The sequence below is a fragment of the Isoptericola sp. NPDC056573 genome (assembly GCF_042793335.1).
Classification (GTDB): Bacteria; Actinomycetota; Actinomycetes; order Actinomycetales; family Cellulomonadaceae; genus Isoptericola.
On the sequence record NZ_JBHTUY010000014.1, the window covers coordinates 1 to 16,242 of the forward strand.

The 16,242-nt window shown below is 74.2% G+C and carries 17 protein-coding genes; 4 read left to right on the plus strand and 13 right to left on the minus strand.

The annotated features are described in order from the left end of the window. Positions 1–493: 493 nt before the first annotated feature. From tyrS to ACFQ8E_RS19500, 12 genes are all read right to left on the minus strand, one after another. The gene (gene tyrS, locus ACFQ8E_RS19445) at positions 494–1,753 is read right to left on the minus strand and encodes a tyrosine--tRNA ligase (protein ID WP_430552212.1); all 1,260 of its coding nucleotides are present in this window, start codon (positions 1,751–1,753) and stop codon (positions 494–496) included. Between the two features lie 63 nt (positions 1,754–1,816). Continuing rightward, entirely contained in the window at positions 1,817–2,509 is a 693-nt protein-coding gene (locus ACFQ8E_RS19450; protein WP_430552213.1) for a DNA-3-methyladenine glycosylase, read from the minus strand. Then, positions 2,488–3,096: a uridine kinase gene (locus ACFQ8E_RS19455; RefSeq protein WP_430552214.1), complete on the minus strand. Its 609-nt coding sequence runs from the start codon at positions 3,094–3,096 to the stop codon at positions 2,488–2,490. Before ACFQ8E_RS19455 ends, ACFQ8E_RS19450 begins: the two co-directional genes overlap by 22 nt. Before the next feature lie 124 nt (positions 3,097–3,220). Beyond that, complete coding sequence (gene argH / locus ACFQ8E_RS19460) at positions 3,221–4,678, minus strand: argininosuccinate lyase (RefSeq protein ID WP_430552215.1); 1,458 nt, start codon at positions 4,676–4,678, stop codon at positions 3,221–3,223. Between the two features lies 1 nt (position 4,679). Continuing rightward, positions 4,680–5,909: an argininosuccinate synthase gene (locus ACFQ8E_RS19465; RefSeq protein ID WP_430552216.1), complete on the minus strand. Its 1,230-nt coding sequence runs from the start codon at positions 5,907–5,909 to the stop codon at positions 4,680–4,682. Between the two features lie 87 nt (positions 5,910–5,996). Next, positions 5,997–6,539 carry an arginine repressor gene (locus tag ACFQ8E_RS19470; RefSeq protein ID WP_430552217.1) on the minus strand — a complete coding sequence of 181 codons (543 nt, stop codon included), beginning with the start codon at positions 6,537–6,539 and terminating at the stop codon, positions 5,997–5,999. Continuing rightward, positions 6,536–7,468 carry an ornithine carbamoyltransferase gene (argF, locus tag ACFQ8E_RS19475; RefSeq protein ID WP_430552218.1) on the minus strand — a complete coding sequence of 311 codons (933 nt, stop codon included), beginning with the start codon at positions 7,466–7,468 and terminating at the stop codon, positions 6,536–6,538. The genes ACFQ8E_RS19470 and argF overlap by 4 nt, the downstream gene beginning before the upstream one ends. Further along, entirely contained in the window at positions 7,468–8,787 is a 1,320-nt protein-coding gene (locus ACFQ8E_RS19480; RefSeq protein WP_430552219.1) for an acetylornithine transaminase, read from the minus strand. The genes argF and ACFQ8E_RS19480 overlap by 1 nt, the downstream gene beginning before the upstream one ends. Next, positions 8,784–9,728, minus strand: coding sequence for an acetylglutamate kinase (argB, locus tag ACFQ8E_RS19485; protein ID WP_430552220.1), 945 nt, complete (start codon positions 9,726–9,728; stop codon positions 8,784–8,786). The genes ACFQ8E_RS19480 and argB overlap by 4 nt, the downstream gene beginning before the upstream one ends. Then, positions 9,725–10,906, minus strand: a complete 1,182-nt coding sequence (argJ, locus tag ACFQ8E_RS19490; protein WP_430552221.1) for a bifunctional glutamate N-acetyltransferase/amino-acid acetyltransferase ArgJ — start codon at positions 10,904–10,906, stop codon at positions 9,725–9,727. Before argJ ends, argB begins: the two co-directional genes overlap by 4 nt. Beyond that, positions 10,903–11,991: an N-acetyl-gamma-glutamyl-phosphate reductase gene (gene argC / locus ACFQ8E_RS19495; protein ID WP_430552222.1), complete on the minus strand. Its 1,089-nt coding sequence runs from the start codon at positions 11,989–11,991 to the stop codon at positions 10,903–10,905. The genes argJ and argC overlap by 4 nt, the downstream gene beginning before the upstream one ends. A gap of 65 nt (positions 11,992–12,056) precedes the next feature. Next, positions 12,057–12,575, minus strand: a complete 519-nt coding sequence (locus tag ACFQ8E_RS19500) for a GNAT family N-acetyltransferase (protein WP_430552223.1) — start codon at positions 12,573–12,575, stop codon at positions 12,057–12,059. Between the two features lie 79 nt (positions 12,576–12,654). On the opposite strand from ACFQ8E_RS19500, the gene ACFQ8E_RS19505 reads away from it, so the two are divergent. Beyond that, positions 12,655–13,272 (plus strand): DUF1684 domain-containing protein, encoded by a 618-nt coding sequence (locus ACFQ8E_RS19505; RefSeq protein ID WP_430552224.1) that lies wholly within the window; start codon positions 12,655–12,657, stop codon positions 13,270–13,272. A 10-nt stretch (positions 13,273–13,282) separates the two neighbouring features. After that, the gene (locus tag ACFQ8E_RS19510; protein WP_430552225.1) at positions 13,283–14,266 is read left to right on the plus strand and encodes a quinone oxidoreductase family protein; all 984 of its coding nucleotides are present in this window, start codon (positions 13,283–13,285) and stop codon (positions 14,264–14,266) included. A gap of 10 nt (positions 14,267–14,276) precedes the next feature. On the opposite strand, the gene ACFQ8E_RS19515 is transcribed toward ACFQ8E_RS19510, so the two are convergent. Beyond that, complete coding sequence (locus ACFQ8E_RS19515; RefSeq protein ID WP_430552226.1) at positions 14,277–14,534, minus strand: VOC family protein; 258 nt, start codon at positions 14,532–14,534, stop codon at positions 14,277–14,279. A gap of 76 nt (positions 14,535–14,610) precedes the next feature. Here ACFQ8E_RS19515 and ACFQ8E_RS19520 point away from each other — a divergent pair, with 76 nt between their 5' ends. Both ACFQ8E_RS19520 and ACFQ8E_RS19525 read left to right on the plus strand, forming a co-directional pair. Next, complete coding sequence (locus tag ACFQ8E_RS19520; RefSeq protein WP_430552227.1) at positions 14,611–15,402, plus strand: methyltransferase domain-containing protein; 792 nt, start codon at positions 14,611–14,613, stop codon at positions 15,400–15,402. A 34-nt stretch (positions 15,403–15,436) separates the two neighbouring features. After that, complete coding sequence (locus ACFQ8E_RS19525) at positions 15,437–16,222, plus strand: LLM class F420-dependent oxidoreductase (protein WP_430552228.1); 786 nt, start codon at positions 15,437–15,439, stop codon at positions 16,220–16,222. Positions 16,223–16,242 lie beyond the last annotated feature (20 nt).

Here is a 16,242-nt window from a genome sequence, read left to right on the forward strand (position 1 = left end):
GGTTCAAAAATTTGGCATTGACTATCAAACACACTGTTGAGTTCTCAAACAACCGACGCACACCGCAGAACCAGAACCAACCGTTCCGACCCCGCCGGGGCAACCCCTCAAACTTACTCGGTTCGTTCTTCCCCGTCAACTCCCGGCCGTTGGCCCGGCGTGTCGGTTCGAACGTCCCGGTCCCGAACGAGGGCGCACTAGTCGACCTCGTGAAGAAGGATTCGGGTGTCCGCCCCGGGCCGGCCACCGGTACCCAGCCTCGCGGCTGTCTCCTCGGTGTCCGTTCTCCCTGTCGGGCGAACGACCAGAACATTACACACACTCCGGCCGGGGCGCCAAATCGCGCTCTGACCTGCAGGAATACCGGGACGTCGCACGGTCTGGTGCGGCCGTCGTCGCCGTGCGGGCCGCTCTCGACGTGCGGCGAGGGCCCCGGGGGAGCTCGCGCTCCCCCGGGGCCCTCGACATCACGCGGACGACAGCACGCGGGGCATCACTCCGCGACGGCCACCGCGAGGGTCCGCTTGCCGCGACGAAGGACGGCGTAGCGGCCGTGCAGCAGGTCCTCGGTGCGCAGGGCCGCGTCCTCGGACTCCACCTTGGTGTTGTTCACGTAGGCCCCGCCCTCGCCGATCGCGCGGCGCGCGGCGGCCTTCGACGCGACCAGGCCCGAGCCCACGAAGGCGTCGACGACGAGGTCGCCCGCCTTCGCCGTCGTGCGCGGGAGCTCCGCGACGGCGGCGCCGAGCGTCCCCGCGTCCAGTCCCTGCAGCTCGCCGCGCCCGAAGAGGGCCTGGCTCGCCATGATGACGGCGTCGGTCGCCGCCTGACCGTGCACCAGGGTGGTCAGGTCGCCGGCGAGCGCCCGCTGCGCCTCGCGGGCGAAGGGGCGCTCCGCCACCTCGCCCTCGAGCGCCTCGATCTCCTCCCGCGACCGGAAGGTGAAGACCTTGAGGTACTTCACGACGTCCGCGTCCGCGGTGTTCACCCAGAACTGGTAGAAGGCGTACGGGCTCGTGAGCTCCGGGTCGAGCCAGACCGCCCCGCCCTCCGACTTGCCCATCTTGGTGCCGTCGGCCTTGGTGATGAGGGGCGACGTCAGGGCGTGCACGGCCGCGCCGTCCGTCTTGCGGATCAGCTCGACCCCGGACAGCAGGTTGCCCCACTGGTCGTTGCCGCCGAGCTGCAGCGTGCACCCGTGGCGCTCGTACAGCTCCCGGAAGTCCATGCCCTGCAGCACCTGGTAGCTGAACTCGGTGTAGCTGATGCCCTCGTCCGACCGCAGGCGCCGGGCCACGATGTCCTTGCCGAGCATCGTGCCCACCCGGAAGTGCTTGCCCACGTCGCGCAGGAAGTCGATCGCCGACATGGCGCCGGTCCAGTCGAGGTTGTTGACCATGCGCGCGGCCGCCGGCCCCTCGAAGTCCAGGAACGGCTCGATCTGCGCGCGGATGCGGTCCACCCAGCCGGCGACGACGTCGCGCGACTGCATCGAACGCTCCGTGGTCGGGCGCGGGTCGCCGATCAGCCCCGTGGCCCCGCCGACCAGCGCAAGAGGACGGTGCCCGGCGAGCTGGAGCCGACGCATGTTCAGCAGCTGGACCATGTGCCCGACGTGCAGGCTCTGCGCCGTCGGGTCGAAGCCCGCGTAATAGGTGACGGGTCCCTCGGCCAGCGCAGAACGCAGCGCGGCCTCGTCGGTGGACTGCGCCACCAGGCCTCGCCAGTGCAGCTCGTCGAGAACGTCGGTCACCGTGTGCTCCTCGGGGAAAGGGATCGCGACCCGGTCGGGCCGCCCTCCTAGTGTGCCCGACGCCTACCGCCGTCGGCGCCGGGATTCCGCGGCCCGGTACGGCGAGACCGTCGGGTCACCCGCCAGCCACACCCGCCACGGGAAGCGGTCCGCCCGGCCTCCCTCGCCGCTCACGCCGACGCGGGGACCCGTCGCGACCTCATCGGCGGCACGGTCGGCGGTACGGTCGGGCACCCGCAGCACCAGGTCGCCGTCCGGGTCCGTGACGTCCGCGCCGTCGTCGTCCCGGTCGATCGCCAGGGCGACCGTGAGCCGCGCCGGGCCGCGCGCCAGGTCGACGTCGGACCGCGTCACGCCCGCCGCCGCGCGCCGCTCGCGGGCGAGGTCCGCTCCCCCGACCACCTCGCCCGCCCGCAGCAGCACCGCCGACGCCTCGCCCGGCGGGCTGCACACGACGTTCATGCAGTGGTGCAGCCCCAGGTGCCGGTACACGTAGACGTGTCCGGGCTCGCCGAACATCGTGCGGTTGCGCGCCGTCTCACCCCGGAACGCGTGCGACCCCGGGTCGGCCGTGCCCGCGTACGCCTCCACCTCGGTGATCCGCAGGGTGACGGCGCCATCGGGCGCGCGGCGGGTGAGCAGCGCGCCGAGCAGGTCCCGCGCGACGAGCCGGACGTCCCGCGCGAACCACTCGCGCGCCGGCACGACGGCGTCCCGCTCGCCGCCCCGCACCGTCAGATCCCGTGCGTCGGCCACGTGACCTGACCCCAACCGTCCAGGCGCACGTCGGCGCGGCGCGCGGTCCGGTGCGCCGCGTAGAGCGCGCTCTCCGCCGCCATCCACGCCTTCCAGTGCCCCCGCGCCTCCTCGCCGTCGCGCGCGAGGCCGCGCGTGAGCCGCAGCGCGTCGTCGGTCTCGACCCACACGAGCAGGGCCGAGACGTCGTCGACCCTCGGGTCCCCGGCCCCGCAGCCCTCCACGACGAGGTACGGCGCGCGCGGGACGTCGTGCCACTCGGCGTACCCGCCGCTCTCCCAGTCGTAGCGCTGGTAGCGGCCGTCCTCGCCCGCGGCGAGCGGGCCGAGGACCTGCTCGTGCAGCCGCTCGACGCCGGCGGCCAGCCCGGACCAGCCGTCGTAGAGGTCGTCCATGTGGACCACCTGCGCGGGCAGAACCCGTGCGAGCTGCGCGGCCAACGACGACTTGCCCGAGCCCGCCGGGCCGTCCACGACCACGAGCCGAGTCCCCTCCTCCGGCCGGTCCGCTCCCCGGACGGGCAGCCTGGGCGGCGTCGCGCGCACGCGCGACGCCAGTCGCCCCAGGACGTCGTCGGGCACCGTCACGCCTGTCCCTCCTCGAGGTCGGTCGTCGTCACGTCGGACATTCTCCCTGCCGGACGACCCGCACCGCGGACGACGTCGGCCGCACCCTCCGGAGAGGGCGCGGCCGACGTCGGTACGGATCCGCTCAGCTGTCCGCCCAGATGCGGAACTCGGCCGAGCGCTCCTTGGCTGCCTCCACCTGCTCGGTGACCCGCGCGGGCGCCGTGCCGCCGACGCCGTCGCGCGACGCCACGGAGCCCTCGACGCTCAGCACCTCGCGCACCCCCGGGGTCAGGTGCTCGGAGATCGCGGCGAGATCGGCGTCCGTGAGGTCCCACAGCTCGATGCCGCGCTCCTCGCAGACCCGGACGCAGGCGCCCGCCACCTCGTGCGCGACCCGGAACGGCACGCCCTCGCGCACCAGCCACTCGGCGATGTCGGTGGCCAGCGAGAAGCCCTGCGGGGCGAGCTCGGCCATCCGCGCCGTGTCGAACGTGAGGGTGCGGACCATGCCCGCGAACGCAGGAAGCAGCACCGTGAGGGTGGAGACCTGGTCGAAGACCGGCTCCTTGTCCTCCTGCAGGTCGCGGTTGTACGCCAGCGGCAGGCCCTTGAGCGTGGTGAGCAGCCCGGTGAGGTCACCCACGAGCCGGCCCGCCTTGCCGCGGGCGAGCTCCGCGATGTCGGGGTTCTTCTTCTGCGGCATGATGCTCGACCCGGTCGACCACGAGTCGTCCAGCCGCACGAAGCCGAACTCCTTCGTGTTCCAGAGGATGATCTCCTCCGAGAGCCGGGACAGGTCGATCCCGACCATCGCGGACACGAACGCGAACTCCGCGACGACGTCGCGCGCGGCCGTGCCGTCGATCGAGTTCTCCACCGGGCCGTCGAAGCCGAGCTCGGTCGCGACCGCCGCCGGGTCGAGCCCCAGCGACGAGCCCGCGAGCGCCCCCGACCCGTAGGGCGAGCGTGCCGCGCGCACGTCCCAGTCCACGAGCCGGTCGACGTCGCGCAGCAGCGGCCACGCGTGGGCCAGGAGCTGGTGCGCCAGCAGCACCGGCTGGGCATGCTGCAGGTGCGTGCGGCCCGGCATCACGGCCTCGCCGGCGTCCTGCGCCTGCACGATGAGCGTGTCCACGACGTCGAGCACCTGCCGCACGACGACGCGCGCCTGGTCGCGCAGGTACAGCCGCACGAGGGTGGCGATCTGGTCGTTGCGCGAGCGGCCCGCGCGGAGCTTGCCGCCGAGCTCGGTGCCCGCGCGCTCGATGAGGCCGCGCTCGAGGGCCGTGTGCACGTCCTCGTCGCCCAGCACCGGCAGGAACGCGCCCGACTCGACGTCGGCCAGCAGGACGTCCAGCGCATCGAGCATGCCGGCCAGCTCGTCGTCGGTCAGCAGGCCCGCCGCGTGCAGCACGCGGGCGTGCGCCCGGGAGCCGCGGATGTCGTACGGCGCGAGCACCCAGTCGAAGTGCGTCGACTGGGACAGCGCCTGCAGCTCCGGCGACGGGCCGCCGGAGAACCGGCCGCCCCACAGGGAGACGTTGTCGCCCTGCGTCGTCACCGCGCCGGGCCCTGCGCCCGGCGTGACCTCGGAGCCCACGTCAGAACTCCCCGACGCCGAAGTCCACGCCGTTGCCGAACTTCTCGTCACGGGCCGCGGCCTGCTTGGCGGCGAGGCCGTAGATCTCGATGAAGCCCCGGGCGTGCGACTGGTCGAACGAGTCGCCCTCGTCGTAGGTGGCGAGGTTGAAGTCGTACAGGCTCGACTCCGAGCGGCGGCCGGTCACGGTGGCCCGGCCGCCGTGCAGCACCATGCGGATGTCGCCGGAGACGTACTTCTGGGTCTCGTCGACGAAGGTGTCGAGGTTCTTCTTCAGCGGGGAGAACCACATGCCGTCGTAGACCAGCTCGGTCCAGCGCTGCTCGACCTGCCGCTTGAAGCGGGCCTGCTCGCGCTCGAGCGTGACGTTCTCCAGCTCCTGGTGCGCGGCGATGAGCGCGACGGCGCCGGGCGCCTCGTAGATCTCGCGGGACTTGATGCCCACGAGGCGGTCCTCGACGATGTCGATGCGGCCCACGCCCTGGGCGCCGGCGCGGCGGTTCATCTCCTGGATCGCCTGCAGCGGGGTCACGGCGACGCCGTCGAGCGCGACCGGCACGCCCTGGTCGAAGGTGATGACGACCTCGTCGGCGACCGGCGGGAACGTCGGGTCGTCCGTGTAGGAGTAGACGTCCTTGGTGGGCTCGTTCCAGATGTCCTCGAGGAAGCCGGTCTCCACCGCGCGACCCCACACGTTCTGGTCGATCGAGAACGGGTTCTTCTTGGTGGTCGCGATCGGCAGGTCGTGCCGCTCCGCGTAGTCGATGGCCTTCTCGCGCGTGAGCGCGAGGTCGCGCACCGGGGCGATGGACTTGAGGTCCGGGGCCAGCGACGTCGTCGCGACCTCGAAGCGGACCTGGTCGTTGCCCTTGCCGGTGCAGCCGTGCGCGACGGTCGTCGCACCGAACTGGCGCGCGGCGCGCACGAGGTGCTTGACGATCACCGGGCGGGAGATCGCGGAGACCAGCGGATAGCGGTCGAGGTACATCCCGTTGGCCTTGAGCGCGGGCATGCAGTACTCCGCCGCGAACTCGTCGCGCGCGTCGGCGACGTACGCCTCGACGGCGCCGCAGTCGAGCGCGCGCTTGCGGATGACGTTCATGTCCTCGCCGCCCTGGCCGACGTCGACGGCCACGGCCACGACCTCGGCCCCGGTGGCCTCGGCGATCCAGCCGATGGCCACGGAGGTGTCCAGGCCGCCCGAGTAGGCGAGCACGACGCGATCAGTCATCACAGTTCTCTTTCTTGCGAGGGGGTTCGGGTCAAGTCTGGCAGTGCGGGACCGTGGGGGCCACGGTCCCGCGTCGTCCGGACCGGGTCAGGGCCCGGTCAGCTCGAGGAAGCGCCGGGCCAGGTCGTCGCCGCCGAGCGGGTCGCGGGCGATCACGAGGATCGTGTCGTCGCCCGCGATGGAGCCGAGGACGCCCGGGAAGACCGAGTGGTCGATCGCGGACGCGAGGTAGTTGGCCGCGCCGGGCGGGGTGCGCAGCACCACGAGGTTCCCGGACGCCTCCGCCGACACGAGCAGGTCGTTGCAGAGCCGGGCGAGGCGCGCGGCGACGTACTCGACGTCGTGCTCCCCCACGCCCGCGGCCTGCACGCTGCGGTCGCCGCCCTCGCCGGGCACGGCGTAGACGAGCGCCCCTGCCGCGTTGCGCACCTTCTCGGCCCGCAGCTCGATGAGGTCGCGCGACAGGGTGCCCTGCGTGACGCTGACGCCCGCGTCGGCGAGCTCGCGGGCCAGCTCGGCCTGCGAGTGGATCGCCGTGCGCCGCACGATCTCGACGATCCGCGCGTGCCGGGCGGCCTTCGTCGTCGGGCCCGCGACCTGGCCCGACGGGGCCCCGTCCGCCGCGCTCACCGGTGCTCCAGCAGCCAGGTCAGCAGCGCCTTCTGCGCGTGCAGGCGGTTCTCCGCCTCGTCCCAGACGACGGAGGACGGGCCGTCGATCACCGAGGCGCTGACCTCCTTGCCGCGGTAGGCGGGCAGGCAGTGCAGGAAGATCGCGTCGTCGGCCGCGGCGGCCAGCAGCGCGTCGTCCACGCGGTAGGCGTCGAGCGCGGCGAGCCGCTCGGCGGCCTCGTCCTCGTCGCCCATCGAGACCCAGGTGTCCGCCGCGACGACGTCGGCCCCGGCGACCGCCTCCCGGACGTCGGTCGTGACCGTCACCGAGCCACCGGTCGTGGCGGCGATCTCCCGGGCGCGGGCGACGACGTCCTCGGGCGGGAGATAGCCCTCGGGGCCGGCCACGGCGACGTGGAGGCCGGCGGTGACGCCGCCGAGCAGGTACGACGCGGCCATGTTGTTGCCGGCGTCCCCGACGTACGCGAGCCGCTGCCCGGCCAGGGCGGAGATGCCGCCCCGGTGCTGCGCGACCGTCAGCAGGTCGGCCAGGATCTGGCACGGGTGGAAGCCGTCGGTGAGCGCGTTGACGACCGGCACCCGCGAGACGGCGGCCATCTCGTCGATGCGCTCCTGGCCGAACGTGCGCCACACGATGGCCGACACCTGACGGTCGAGCACGCGCGTGACGTCCGCGACGGACTCGCGCACGCCCACCTGGGCGAGGCGGCCGTCGACGATCATCGGGAAGCCGCCGAGCTCGGCGACGCCGGTCGAGAACGAGACCTGCGTGCGCAGCGTCGGCTTGTCGAACAGCACGGCGACGCCCTGCGGGCCCGCGAGCGGCGTGCGCACGAACCGGTCCTCCCGGAACGCCATGCCGAGCTCGAGGACCTCGCGCTGCTCGTCCGGGGTGAGGTCGTCGTCGCGGAGGAAGTGGCGGGGCATCAGGGCTTCCCTTCAACGGGCTGGTCGACGGGCGTCGAGGCGGGGACGGTGACGGCGGCGAAGAACCGGGCGACGTCGCGCGCCTGCTCGGCCGTGAGGATCAGCGGCGGGGCCAGGCGGATCGCGTCCGGGGCGACGGCGTTGACGACGAAGCCCGCCTCGAGGGCCGCCGCCGCGACGTCGGCCGCGACGGGCCGGGTGAGCTGGACGGCGAGCAGGAGACCCTGCCCGCGCACGCCGGCGACGAGCGGGTTGCCCGCCGCCTCGATCTCGGTCCGCAGCACCTCGCCGACGCGGCGGACGTTCTCGAGGAGGCCGTCGCGCTCGATGACGCCGAGCGTCGCCAGCCCGGCGGCGGCCGCGACGGGGTTGCCGCCGAAGGTGGTGCCGTGCTGGCCACGGCCGAGCAGCGTCGCGGCGCGCTCGCCGAACGCGATCGCGGCACCCACCGGGAAGCCGCCGCCGAGACCCTTGGCCACGGTGACGACGTCGGGCACGACGCCGCCGCCGATCTCCGGCTGCTGGAACGCGAACCAGGAGCCCGTGCGGCCGACGCCCGTCTGGACCTCGTCGAGGACGAGCAGCGCGCCCGCCTCGGCGGTGAGCCGCCGGGCGTGCGCCAGGTAGCCCGGGGGCAGCGGCCGCACGCCGGCCTCCCCCTGCAGCGGCTCGACGACGAGCGCCGCGACGCCGCCCCGCTCCGCGACGGCCTCCGGCGAGAACGCCTCGTCGAGGGCGGCGGTGTCGCCGAACGGCACGTGCTCGACGCCGCCGGGCAGCGGCTCGAACGGCTCGCGGTACGCGGCCTTCGCCGTGAGGGCGAGGGCGCCCATCGACCGGCCGTGGAAGCCGCCCTCCAGGGCCAGGACGCGGGTGCGGGTGCCGTCGTCGCCAGGTCCGTCGGAACGGTTGCGGCGCGCCATCTTGAACGCCGCTTCCACCGCCTCGGTGCCCGAGTTGGTGAAGAACACCCGGGAGCCCTCGGGCGCGCCCGCGAGGTGCAGGAGCCGCTCGGCCAGGCCGATCTGGGTGGGCGTGGCGAAGAAGTTCGACACGTGCCCGAGGGTGCCCAGCTGCGCGCTGATCGCCGCCGTGAGGGTGGGGTGCGCGTGGCCGAGCGCGTTCACCGCGATCCCGGCGAGCAGGTCGAGGTAGCGCCGCCCGTCCGCGTCCCACACGTAGGCGCCCTCGCCGCGCACCAGCACACGCTGGGGCGGGCCGAACGTGTCCATCACCGCATGGGTGTAGCGATCGGTCCAGGCGGCGTTCGAGGCGTCGGCGAGGGCGCCTCCGCTCACCGACTGCAGGGTGTCGCTCACGCGCCTGCCTCCTTGCTCGCAGTGGGATCGGTGGTGGTGGCCGTCGGCGCGGGCACGACCATGGTGCCGTTGCCGCGGGTGGTGAAGACCTCCAGGAGCACGGAGTGCGGCTGGCGGCCGTCGATCACGGTGGCGCGCGGCACGCCGCCCTGGACGGCGCGCAGGCACGCCTCCATCTTGGGCACCATGCCGGACGTCAGGCTCGGCAGGAGGGCCGCGAGGTCCGGCGCGGAGATCTCCTCGACGAGGGAGTCCTTGTCGGGCCACGACGTGTACAGGCCCTCGACGTCGGTGAGCATGATGAGCTTGCTCGCGCCGAGCGCCACCGCGAGCGCGGAGGCGGCCGTGTCGGCGTTGATGTTCAGCACCTGGGTCGGGTCGTCGACGTCGGGCGCGACGGTCGACACGACCGGGATGCGGCCGGCGTCGAGCAGGTCCTGCACCGCCCCGGCGTCCACCTGCACGACGTCGCCCACGAGGCCGACGTCGACCGGCTCGCCGTCGACCACGGCGTGGCGGCGGGCGGCGCGGAACAGCCCGGCGTCCTCCCCCGACATCCCGACGGCGTGCGGGCCGTGCGCGTTGATGAGGCCGACGAGCTCGCGCGAGACCTGGCCCGTGAGCACCATGCGCACCACGTCCATCGCCTCGGGCGTGGTGACGCGCAGGCCGCCGCGGAACTCGCTGTGGATGTCCAGGCGCTCCAGCATGGCGTTGATCTGCGGGCCGCCGCCGTGCACGACGACGGGCCGCAGCCCCACCTGGCGCAGGAAGACCATGTCCTGCGCGAACGCGGCCTTGAGCTCGCCGTCGATCATGGCGTTGCCGCCGTACTTGACGACGACGAGCGCCCCGGCGAACTCCTGGAGCCACGGCAGCGCCTCGAGGAGCACCTCGGCCTTCTGCTCGGGCGCGAGCCCGTTCACGACGTCGCTGCTCATGAGCTGTACGCGCTGTTCTCGTGCACGTACGCGTGGGTGAGGTCGTTGGTCCACAGCGTGACCTCGGCGTCCCCGGCGTGCAGGTCGATCGTGATGTCGACGTCGCGCGACGCGGCGAGGTCCACGTTCTCCGGCGACTCGTGCGCCCCGCCCGCCTTGCACACCATGACGCCGTTGACGCTGACGTCGAGCTCCAGCGGGTCGAACGGCGCGACGTCCTCCGGGACCGTGCCGACCTGCGACAGGATCCGGCCCCAGTTGGGGTCGTTGCCGAAGATCGCGGCCTTGACCAGGTTGGACCGGCTCACGGCCCGGGCGACGGCCAGGGCGGCGTCCTCGCTCGTGGCGTGCGTGACCGTGATCGCGACGTCGTGGGACGCGCCCTCCGCGTCGGCCACGAGCTGGCGCGCCAGGTCGGCGCAGACGGCGGTCACGGCCTCGGCGAACGCGGCGTCGTCCGGCGTCGCCCCGGACGCGCCCGACGCCATCAGCACCACGGTGTCGGACGTGGACATGCAGCCGTCGGAGTCGACCCGGTCGAACGTCGTGCGGGTCGCGGCGCGCAGCGCCGCGTCGGTGGTCCCGGCGTCCACGACGGCGTCCGTCGTGATGACGCAGAGCATCGTGGCGAGCGCGGGAGCGAGCATGCCCGCCCCCTTGGCCATCCCGCCCACCGTCACCGTGCCGGACCGCGTCTCGATCGTGCGCACCGCCGTCTTCGGGACCGAGTCCGTGGTCATGATGGCCGTGGCGGCGCTCGTGCCCGACGCCTCGTCCGACCCGAGCGACTCCGCCACGACCGGGATCCCGGCGAGGAGCTTCTCGGCCGCGAGGCGCACGCCGATGAGGCCGGTCGAGGCCACCAGGACGTCGATCGCGCCGATCCCGAGCACCTCGGCGACCTTCTCCGCCGTGGCGTGGGAGTCCTGGAACCCGCCCGGGCCGGTGCACACGTTTGCGGCGCCCGAGTTCAGCACGACGGCGCGGGCGACCCCGTCCTTGATCGCCTGACGCGACCACATCACCGGCGCGCCGACCACACGGTTGCTCGTGAAGACGGCGGCGGCGGCGTGCTGCGGGCCGTCGTTGACGACGAGGGCGAGGTCGGGGGTCCCGGAGGCCTTGAGTCCGGCCGTGATCCCGGCGGCCCGGAACCCCTGCGCTGCGGTGACGCTCACGGTGCGACTCCTTCGGTGACGAGGCCGGCCGTCTCCGGCAGGCCGAGGGCGAGGTTCATGGCCTGGACCGCCTGACCGGCGGTGCCCTTGACCAGGTTGTCGATGGCGGTGACGGTCACGACCCGCCCGGCGGCGGCGTCGAGGGCGACCTGCACCAGGGCGGTGTTGGCGCCGAGCGTGGCGGCCGTCGTCGGCCACTGACCCTCCGGCAGCAGCTCGACGAACGGCTCGTCGGCGTAGGCCTCCGCCCAGGCGGCGCGGACGTCGGCGGCGGTGGCGTCCTCGTGGCCCGGCGCGAGGCGCGCCGTGACGGTGGCGAGGATGCCGCGCGACATGGGCACCAGGGTGGGCGTGAAGCTGATCGACACCGCGGGCGCCCCGGCGGTGCGCAGGTTCTGCGCGATCTCGGGGATGTGCCGGTGCGTGCCGCCGACGGCGTACGGCACGGCGGAACCCAGGCCCTCGGCAGCGAGCAGGTGCGGCTTGAGCGACTTGCCCGCGCCCGAGTAGCCGTTGGCGAGAACCGCCACGACGTCGGCCGGGCTGACCAGGCCGGCGGCGACGCCCGGCTGCAGGCCGAGGGTGACGGCGGTGACGTTGCAGCCCGGCACGGCGATCCGACGGGCGCCCGCGAGGTGGTCGCGCTGGGCCCCGGTGACGTGCCCCGCGCCGTCCGCGTGGAGCAGCTCCGGCAGGCCGTAGGGCCAGGTGCCCGCGTGGGCCGAGCCGTAGAACTGCTCCCAGTCGGCGGCGGACGCGAGGCGGTGGTCGGCACCGAGGTCGAGGACGAGCACGTCGTCGGGCAGCTGCGCGGCGATCTCCCCGGACGCCCCGTGCGGGAGTCCGAGCACGACGACGTCGTGGCCCGCGAGCGCCTCGGGCGTGGTCGGCTCGAGGACACGGTCGGCGAGCGAGCGCAGGTGGGGCTGCAGCGCGCCGAGCCGCGCGCCCGCGTTCGAGTGCGCCGTGAGCGCCCCGATCTCCAGCGCGCGGTGGCGCGCCGCGAGGCGCAGGAACTCGCCCCCGGCGTACCCGGAGGCACCGGCGACGGCGACACGGAACGTGCGCGACTCAGTGCTGACCATATGCAGCACTATACATACCTATGCAGAGCGTCGGGACCTGTTTCTCACGGCACGGGCGCCGCGGGTCACGCGACGAGCGGCAGGTACATCACGTGCAGCCCGACGTACCCGTGCGACGGGCTGCGGAACGCGCCCGGCACCGTGCCGACGACCTCGAACCCCAGCGACCGCCACAGCCGCACGGCCACCTCGTTGGACTCCACCACCGCGTTGAACTGGATGCCGCGGAAGCCCTGCTCCCGGTGCCACGCGACGACGTGCTCGCCGAGCGCCCGGCCCACCCCGAGCCCGCGCGCGGCGGGCGACACCATGAACGACGCCGTGCCCACGTGGTCGCCGTGTCCCGGCCGGTTCGGCCCCATCTTGGCCGTGCCCAGCAGCGCCCCGTCGGCGCCCACCGCCACGACCGTCGCGCCCGGGGCGCGCTCCATCCAAATCTCCCGCGCCTGCGCGCTCGTGAGGTCCAGCGGGTAGACGTAGGTCTCGCCCTCGCGCACCACCGCCTCGACGGTCGGCCAGAGGGCGGGCCAGTCGTCGTCGGTCGCGGGACGGATCATGAACGGCGCGCGGGTGTCTCGGGTCACGGGCGAAGCATAGGGTCGAGGCCGTGACCTTTCTCCCCGCCGACGTGCCCACCGCGATGTCCGACGCGGGAGCCCCACGGTGACGCCGGCCACCGCGGTCGAGCTCGCCGACTGGCGACGGCGCGTCGCCGAGCTGTATGCCGCGGTCCGCGCCGCGCCCGACCCCGCGAGCGGGCACGCGACGTGGCGGGCGGGCCGCGACGGCCTCTTCCGCGACCACCCGCAGAGCCCGCTGCCCGCCGACGACCCGCTGCGCGCCTCCGGCCTGCCGTACTGGCCGTACGACCCGGCCGTGCGCTTCGAGGTGCCGCTGCGTCCGGCGCCGCCGGCGCGGCTCGAGCTCGACACGGGCGCGGACGGCACGACGACGATGGAGCGGGTCGGCGTGCTCGAGCTGCCCGGGCTGGGCACGCTCGACGCCTGGTGGCTGGCGCAGTACGGCGGCGGGCTGTTCGTGCCGCTGCGGGACGGCACCGCAGGTGCCGAGACGTACGGCGGCGGACGGTACGTCCTCGACACCGCCAAGGGCGCCGACCTCGGCGGGCGCGACGGCCTCGTGGTGGTCGACCTCAACCTGGCGTACCACCCGTCCTGCCGGTACGACCCCGCCTGGACCTGCCCGCTCGCCCCGGCCGGCAATCGGGTCGACGCGCCCGTGCGCGCGGGCGAGCGGCTGGACCGGCCTCCGGCTGCGTAGGCTCGGGCGCATGCACGCAGTCGTGGCCCGCGCGGCGGGTGGTCCCGAGGTCCTGGAGTACGTCGAGCAGCCCGACCCCGCGCCCGGCGCGGGCGAGCTCCTCGTCCGCGTCGCGGCGGCGGGGGTCAACTTCATCGACACCTACCGCCGGGCGGGCGTGTACCCCATGCGCTACCCGCACGTCGTGGGCGTCGAGGGCGCCGGGACGGTCGAGGCGCTCGGCGACGGCGTGGAGGGCTTCGCCGTCGGCGACGAGGTGGCCTGGAACGAGGCGCCCGGCTCGTACGCCGAGCTCGCCGTCGTCCCGGCGGCGAACGCCGTGCGCGTCCCCGCGGGCCTCGACCTCGTCACGGCCGCCGCCCTGCCGCTGCAGGGGATGACGGCGCACTACCTCGTCGCGTCGACCTTCGAGGTCGGGCCCGGCCACGACGTGCTGCTCACGGCCGGCGCCGGCGGCGTCGGCCTGCTCGCGACCCAGCTCGCGGTGGCGCGCGGCGGGCGCGTCATCACCACCGTGTCCTCGCCCGAGAAGGCGGCCCTGTCGTCAGCGGCCGGCGCCGCGCACACCGTCGACTACGCGGCGATGGACGACCTCGCGACCGAGCTGCCCGCCGTCGTGCGGGACCTCACCGACGGGCGCGGCGTGCACGTCGTGTACGACGGCGTGGGCCGCGCCACGTTCGACGCCTCGCTCGCGTCCCTGCGCCCGCGCGGCACGCTCGTGCTGTTCGGCGGGGCGTCGGGTCAGGTGCCGCCCTTCGACCCGCAGCGGCTGAACTCCGGCGGGTCGCTCTACCTCACCCGGCCGACGCTGGCCCACTACCTCCTCACCCGGGGCGAGCTCGAGTGGCGGGCCGCCGAGGTGCTGGGGGCGGCCGCCGCGGGCGACCTGGACGTGCGGATCGGCGAGCGGCTCCCGCTCGCCGACGCAGCGCAGGCGCACCGCGCCCTGGAGGGGCGCGGCACGACGGGCAAGGTCCTCCTGGTCCCCTGACCGGTGGCGGTCAGCCCGCCGTCGGGCTCGAGACGTGCCAGCGGTGCCCGTACGGGTCCACGACCCAGGCGCTGCGCCAGCCCTCCTGGGGCCCGTCGTCGACCCCGCGCTCGAGACGGGCCTCCTCGATCCGGAAGCGCTCCTGCGCGCCGAAGGCCCTGCGGTAGTAGTCGATCGCCTCGGACGCCCCCCGCACGGCGAGGTACGGGACGACGGTCGCAGGGGTCGACCCGCCGCGGCCGGGCGGCGCGATCCTGTCGGGCTCCATGTCGACAGCCTGGTGCGTGCGGGGCCCGCGCGCTAGTCTCTCGACATCAAGAGACTTGATGTCGAGAGGAATTGTCGTGGCCGACTGGTCCCCCACCGCGTACCTGCGCTACACCGACGAACGGTCGCGCCCCTTCGGCGAGCTCGTCGCGCGCGTCGTGCGCGACCCGGCGAGCATCGTCGACCTGGGCTGCGGCCCGGGGCACCTCACCCCCGTGCTGCGCGAGCGGTGGCCGGCCGCCACGTTCGTGGGGCTCGACGCCTCCCCCGCGATGATCGAGAAGGCGCGCGCCGCCGACCCCGGGGGCCGCTACGAGCTCGCCGACGTGCGCGACCACGCCGCCGGACGCGGCCCCGCCCCCGAGGCCGACCTCGTGATCAGCAACGCCACCCTGCAGTGGGTGCCCGGGCACCGCGACCTGCTCCCCGCCCTCGCCGCCACGGCCCGCCAGACCTTCGCCTTCTCCGTCCCAGGCAACCACGACGCCCCGAGCCACCGCACCCTGCGGGAGGTCGCCGGGCGCGGGCCGTACGCCGCCGTCGTCGGGCCCGTCGAGCGCCGCGCCGTCGGCGACCCCGCCGAGTACCTCGCGCTCCTCGGCCGGCCGGGCTGGTCGGTCGACACCTGGGAGACCACGTACACGCACGTGCTCGACGGCGAGGACCCGGTGCTGCGCTGGATCTCGGCGACCGGCGCCCAGCCGGTGCTGCACGCGCTCGACGCGCACGACGCCGCGCACGGCACCGACCTGCGCGCCCGGTTCGACGCCGAGCTCGGCGCCGCCCTGCGCGAGGCCTACCCGAGGTACCCGTTCGGCACGCCCCTGGCCTTCCGCCGCGTCTTCGTGGTCGCCACGCGGAGCTCGTGACGGCGACGGGCACGAACGGTCGTAGGCTCGCGCCGTGACCGAGACCAGCCACCCGATCCGCATCGGGGTCCAGCTCCAGCCGCAGCACGCCGACTACGCCCAGATGCGCGACGCCGTCCGGCGCGCCGAGGACGCCGGCGTCGACGTGATCTTCAACTGGGACCACTTCTTCCCGCTCTCGGGCGACCCGGACGGCAAGCACTACGAGTGCTGGACGATGCTCGGCGCCTGGGCCGAGCAGACCGAGCGCGTCGAGATCGGCGCCCTCGTCAGCTGCAACTCCTACCGCAACCCCGACCTGCTCGCGGACATGGCACGCACGGTCGACCACATCAGCGGCGGCCGGCTGATCCTCGGCATCGGCGCCGGCTGGTTCGCCAAGGACTACGAGCAGTTCGGCTACGAGTTCGGCACGGCGGGCTCGCGCATCGCCGACCTGGGCGCGGCGCTCCCCCGCATCAAGGCGCGGCTCGCGGCCGCCAACCCCGCCCCGACGCGGGAGATCCCGATCCTGATCGGCGGGGGCGGCGAGAAGAAGACGCTGCGCCTCGTGGCCGAGCACGCCGACGTCTGGCACTCCTTCGGCGACGTCGACACCCTGACCCGCAAGTCCGCGATCCTCGACGAGCACGGCGAGGCCGTCGGGCGCGACACCGGTCGCCTCGTGGAGCGGTCGGTCGGCGTGGGCGCGCCGCCCGAGGAGGTCGGGCAGAAGCTGCTCGACGCCGGGGCCACGCTGTTCACGATCGGCACGAGCGGGCCCGACTACGACCTGTCGCTCGTCGAGCAGTGGGTGCGCTGGCGCGACGAGCGCCGCTGACCCGCCGCTCGCGCCCCGGC

Coding starts and splice junctions, on each gene's coding strand:
- ACFQ8E_RS19465 (WP_430552216.1), bottom strand. CDS start 5,909: ATGACTGATCGCGTCGTGCTCGCCTACTCGGGCGGCCTGGACACCTCC.
- ACFQ8E_RS19510 (WP_430552225.1), top strand. CDS start 13,283: ATGCACGCAGTCGTGGCCCGCGCGGCGGGTGGTCCCGAGGTCCTGGAG.
- argB (WP_430552220.1), bottom strand. CDS start 9,728: ATGAGCAGCGACGTCGTGAACGGGCTCGCGCCCGAGCAGAAGGCCGAG.
- argC (WP_430552222.1), bottom strand. CDS start 11,991: ATGGTCAGCACTGAGTCGCGCACGTTCCGTGTCGCCGTCGCCGGTGCC.
- argF (WP_430552218.1), bottom strand. CDS start 7,468: ATGCCCCGCCACTTCCTCCGCGACGACGACCTCACCCCGGACGAGCAG.
- ACFQ8E_RS19515 (WP_430552226.1), bottom strand. CDS start 14,534: ATGGAGCCCGACAGGATCGCGCCGCCCGGCCGCGGCGGGTCGACCCCT.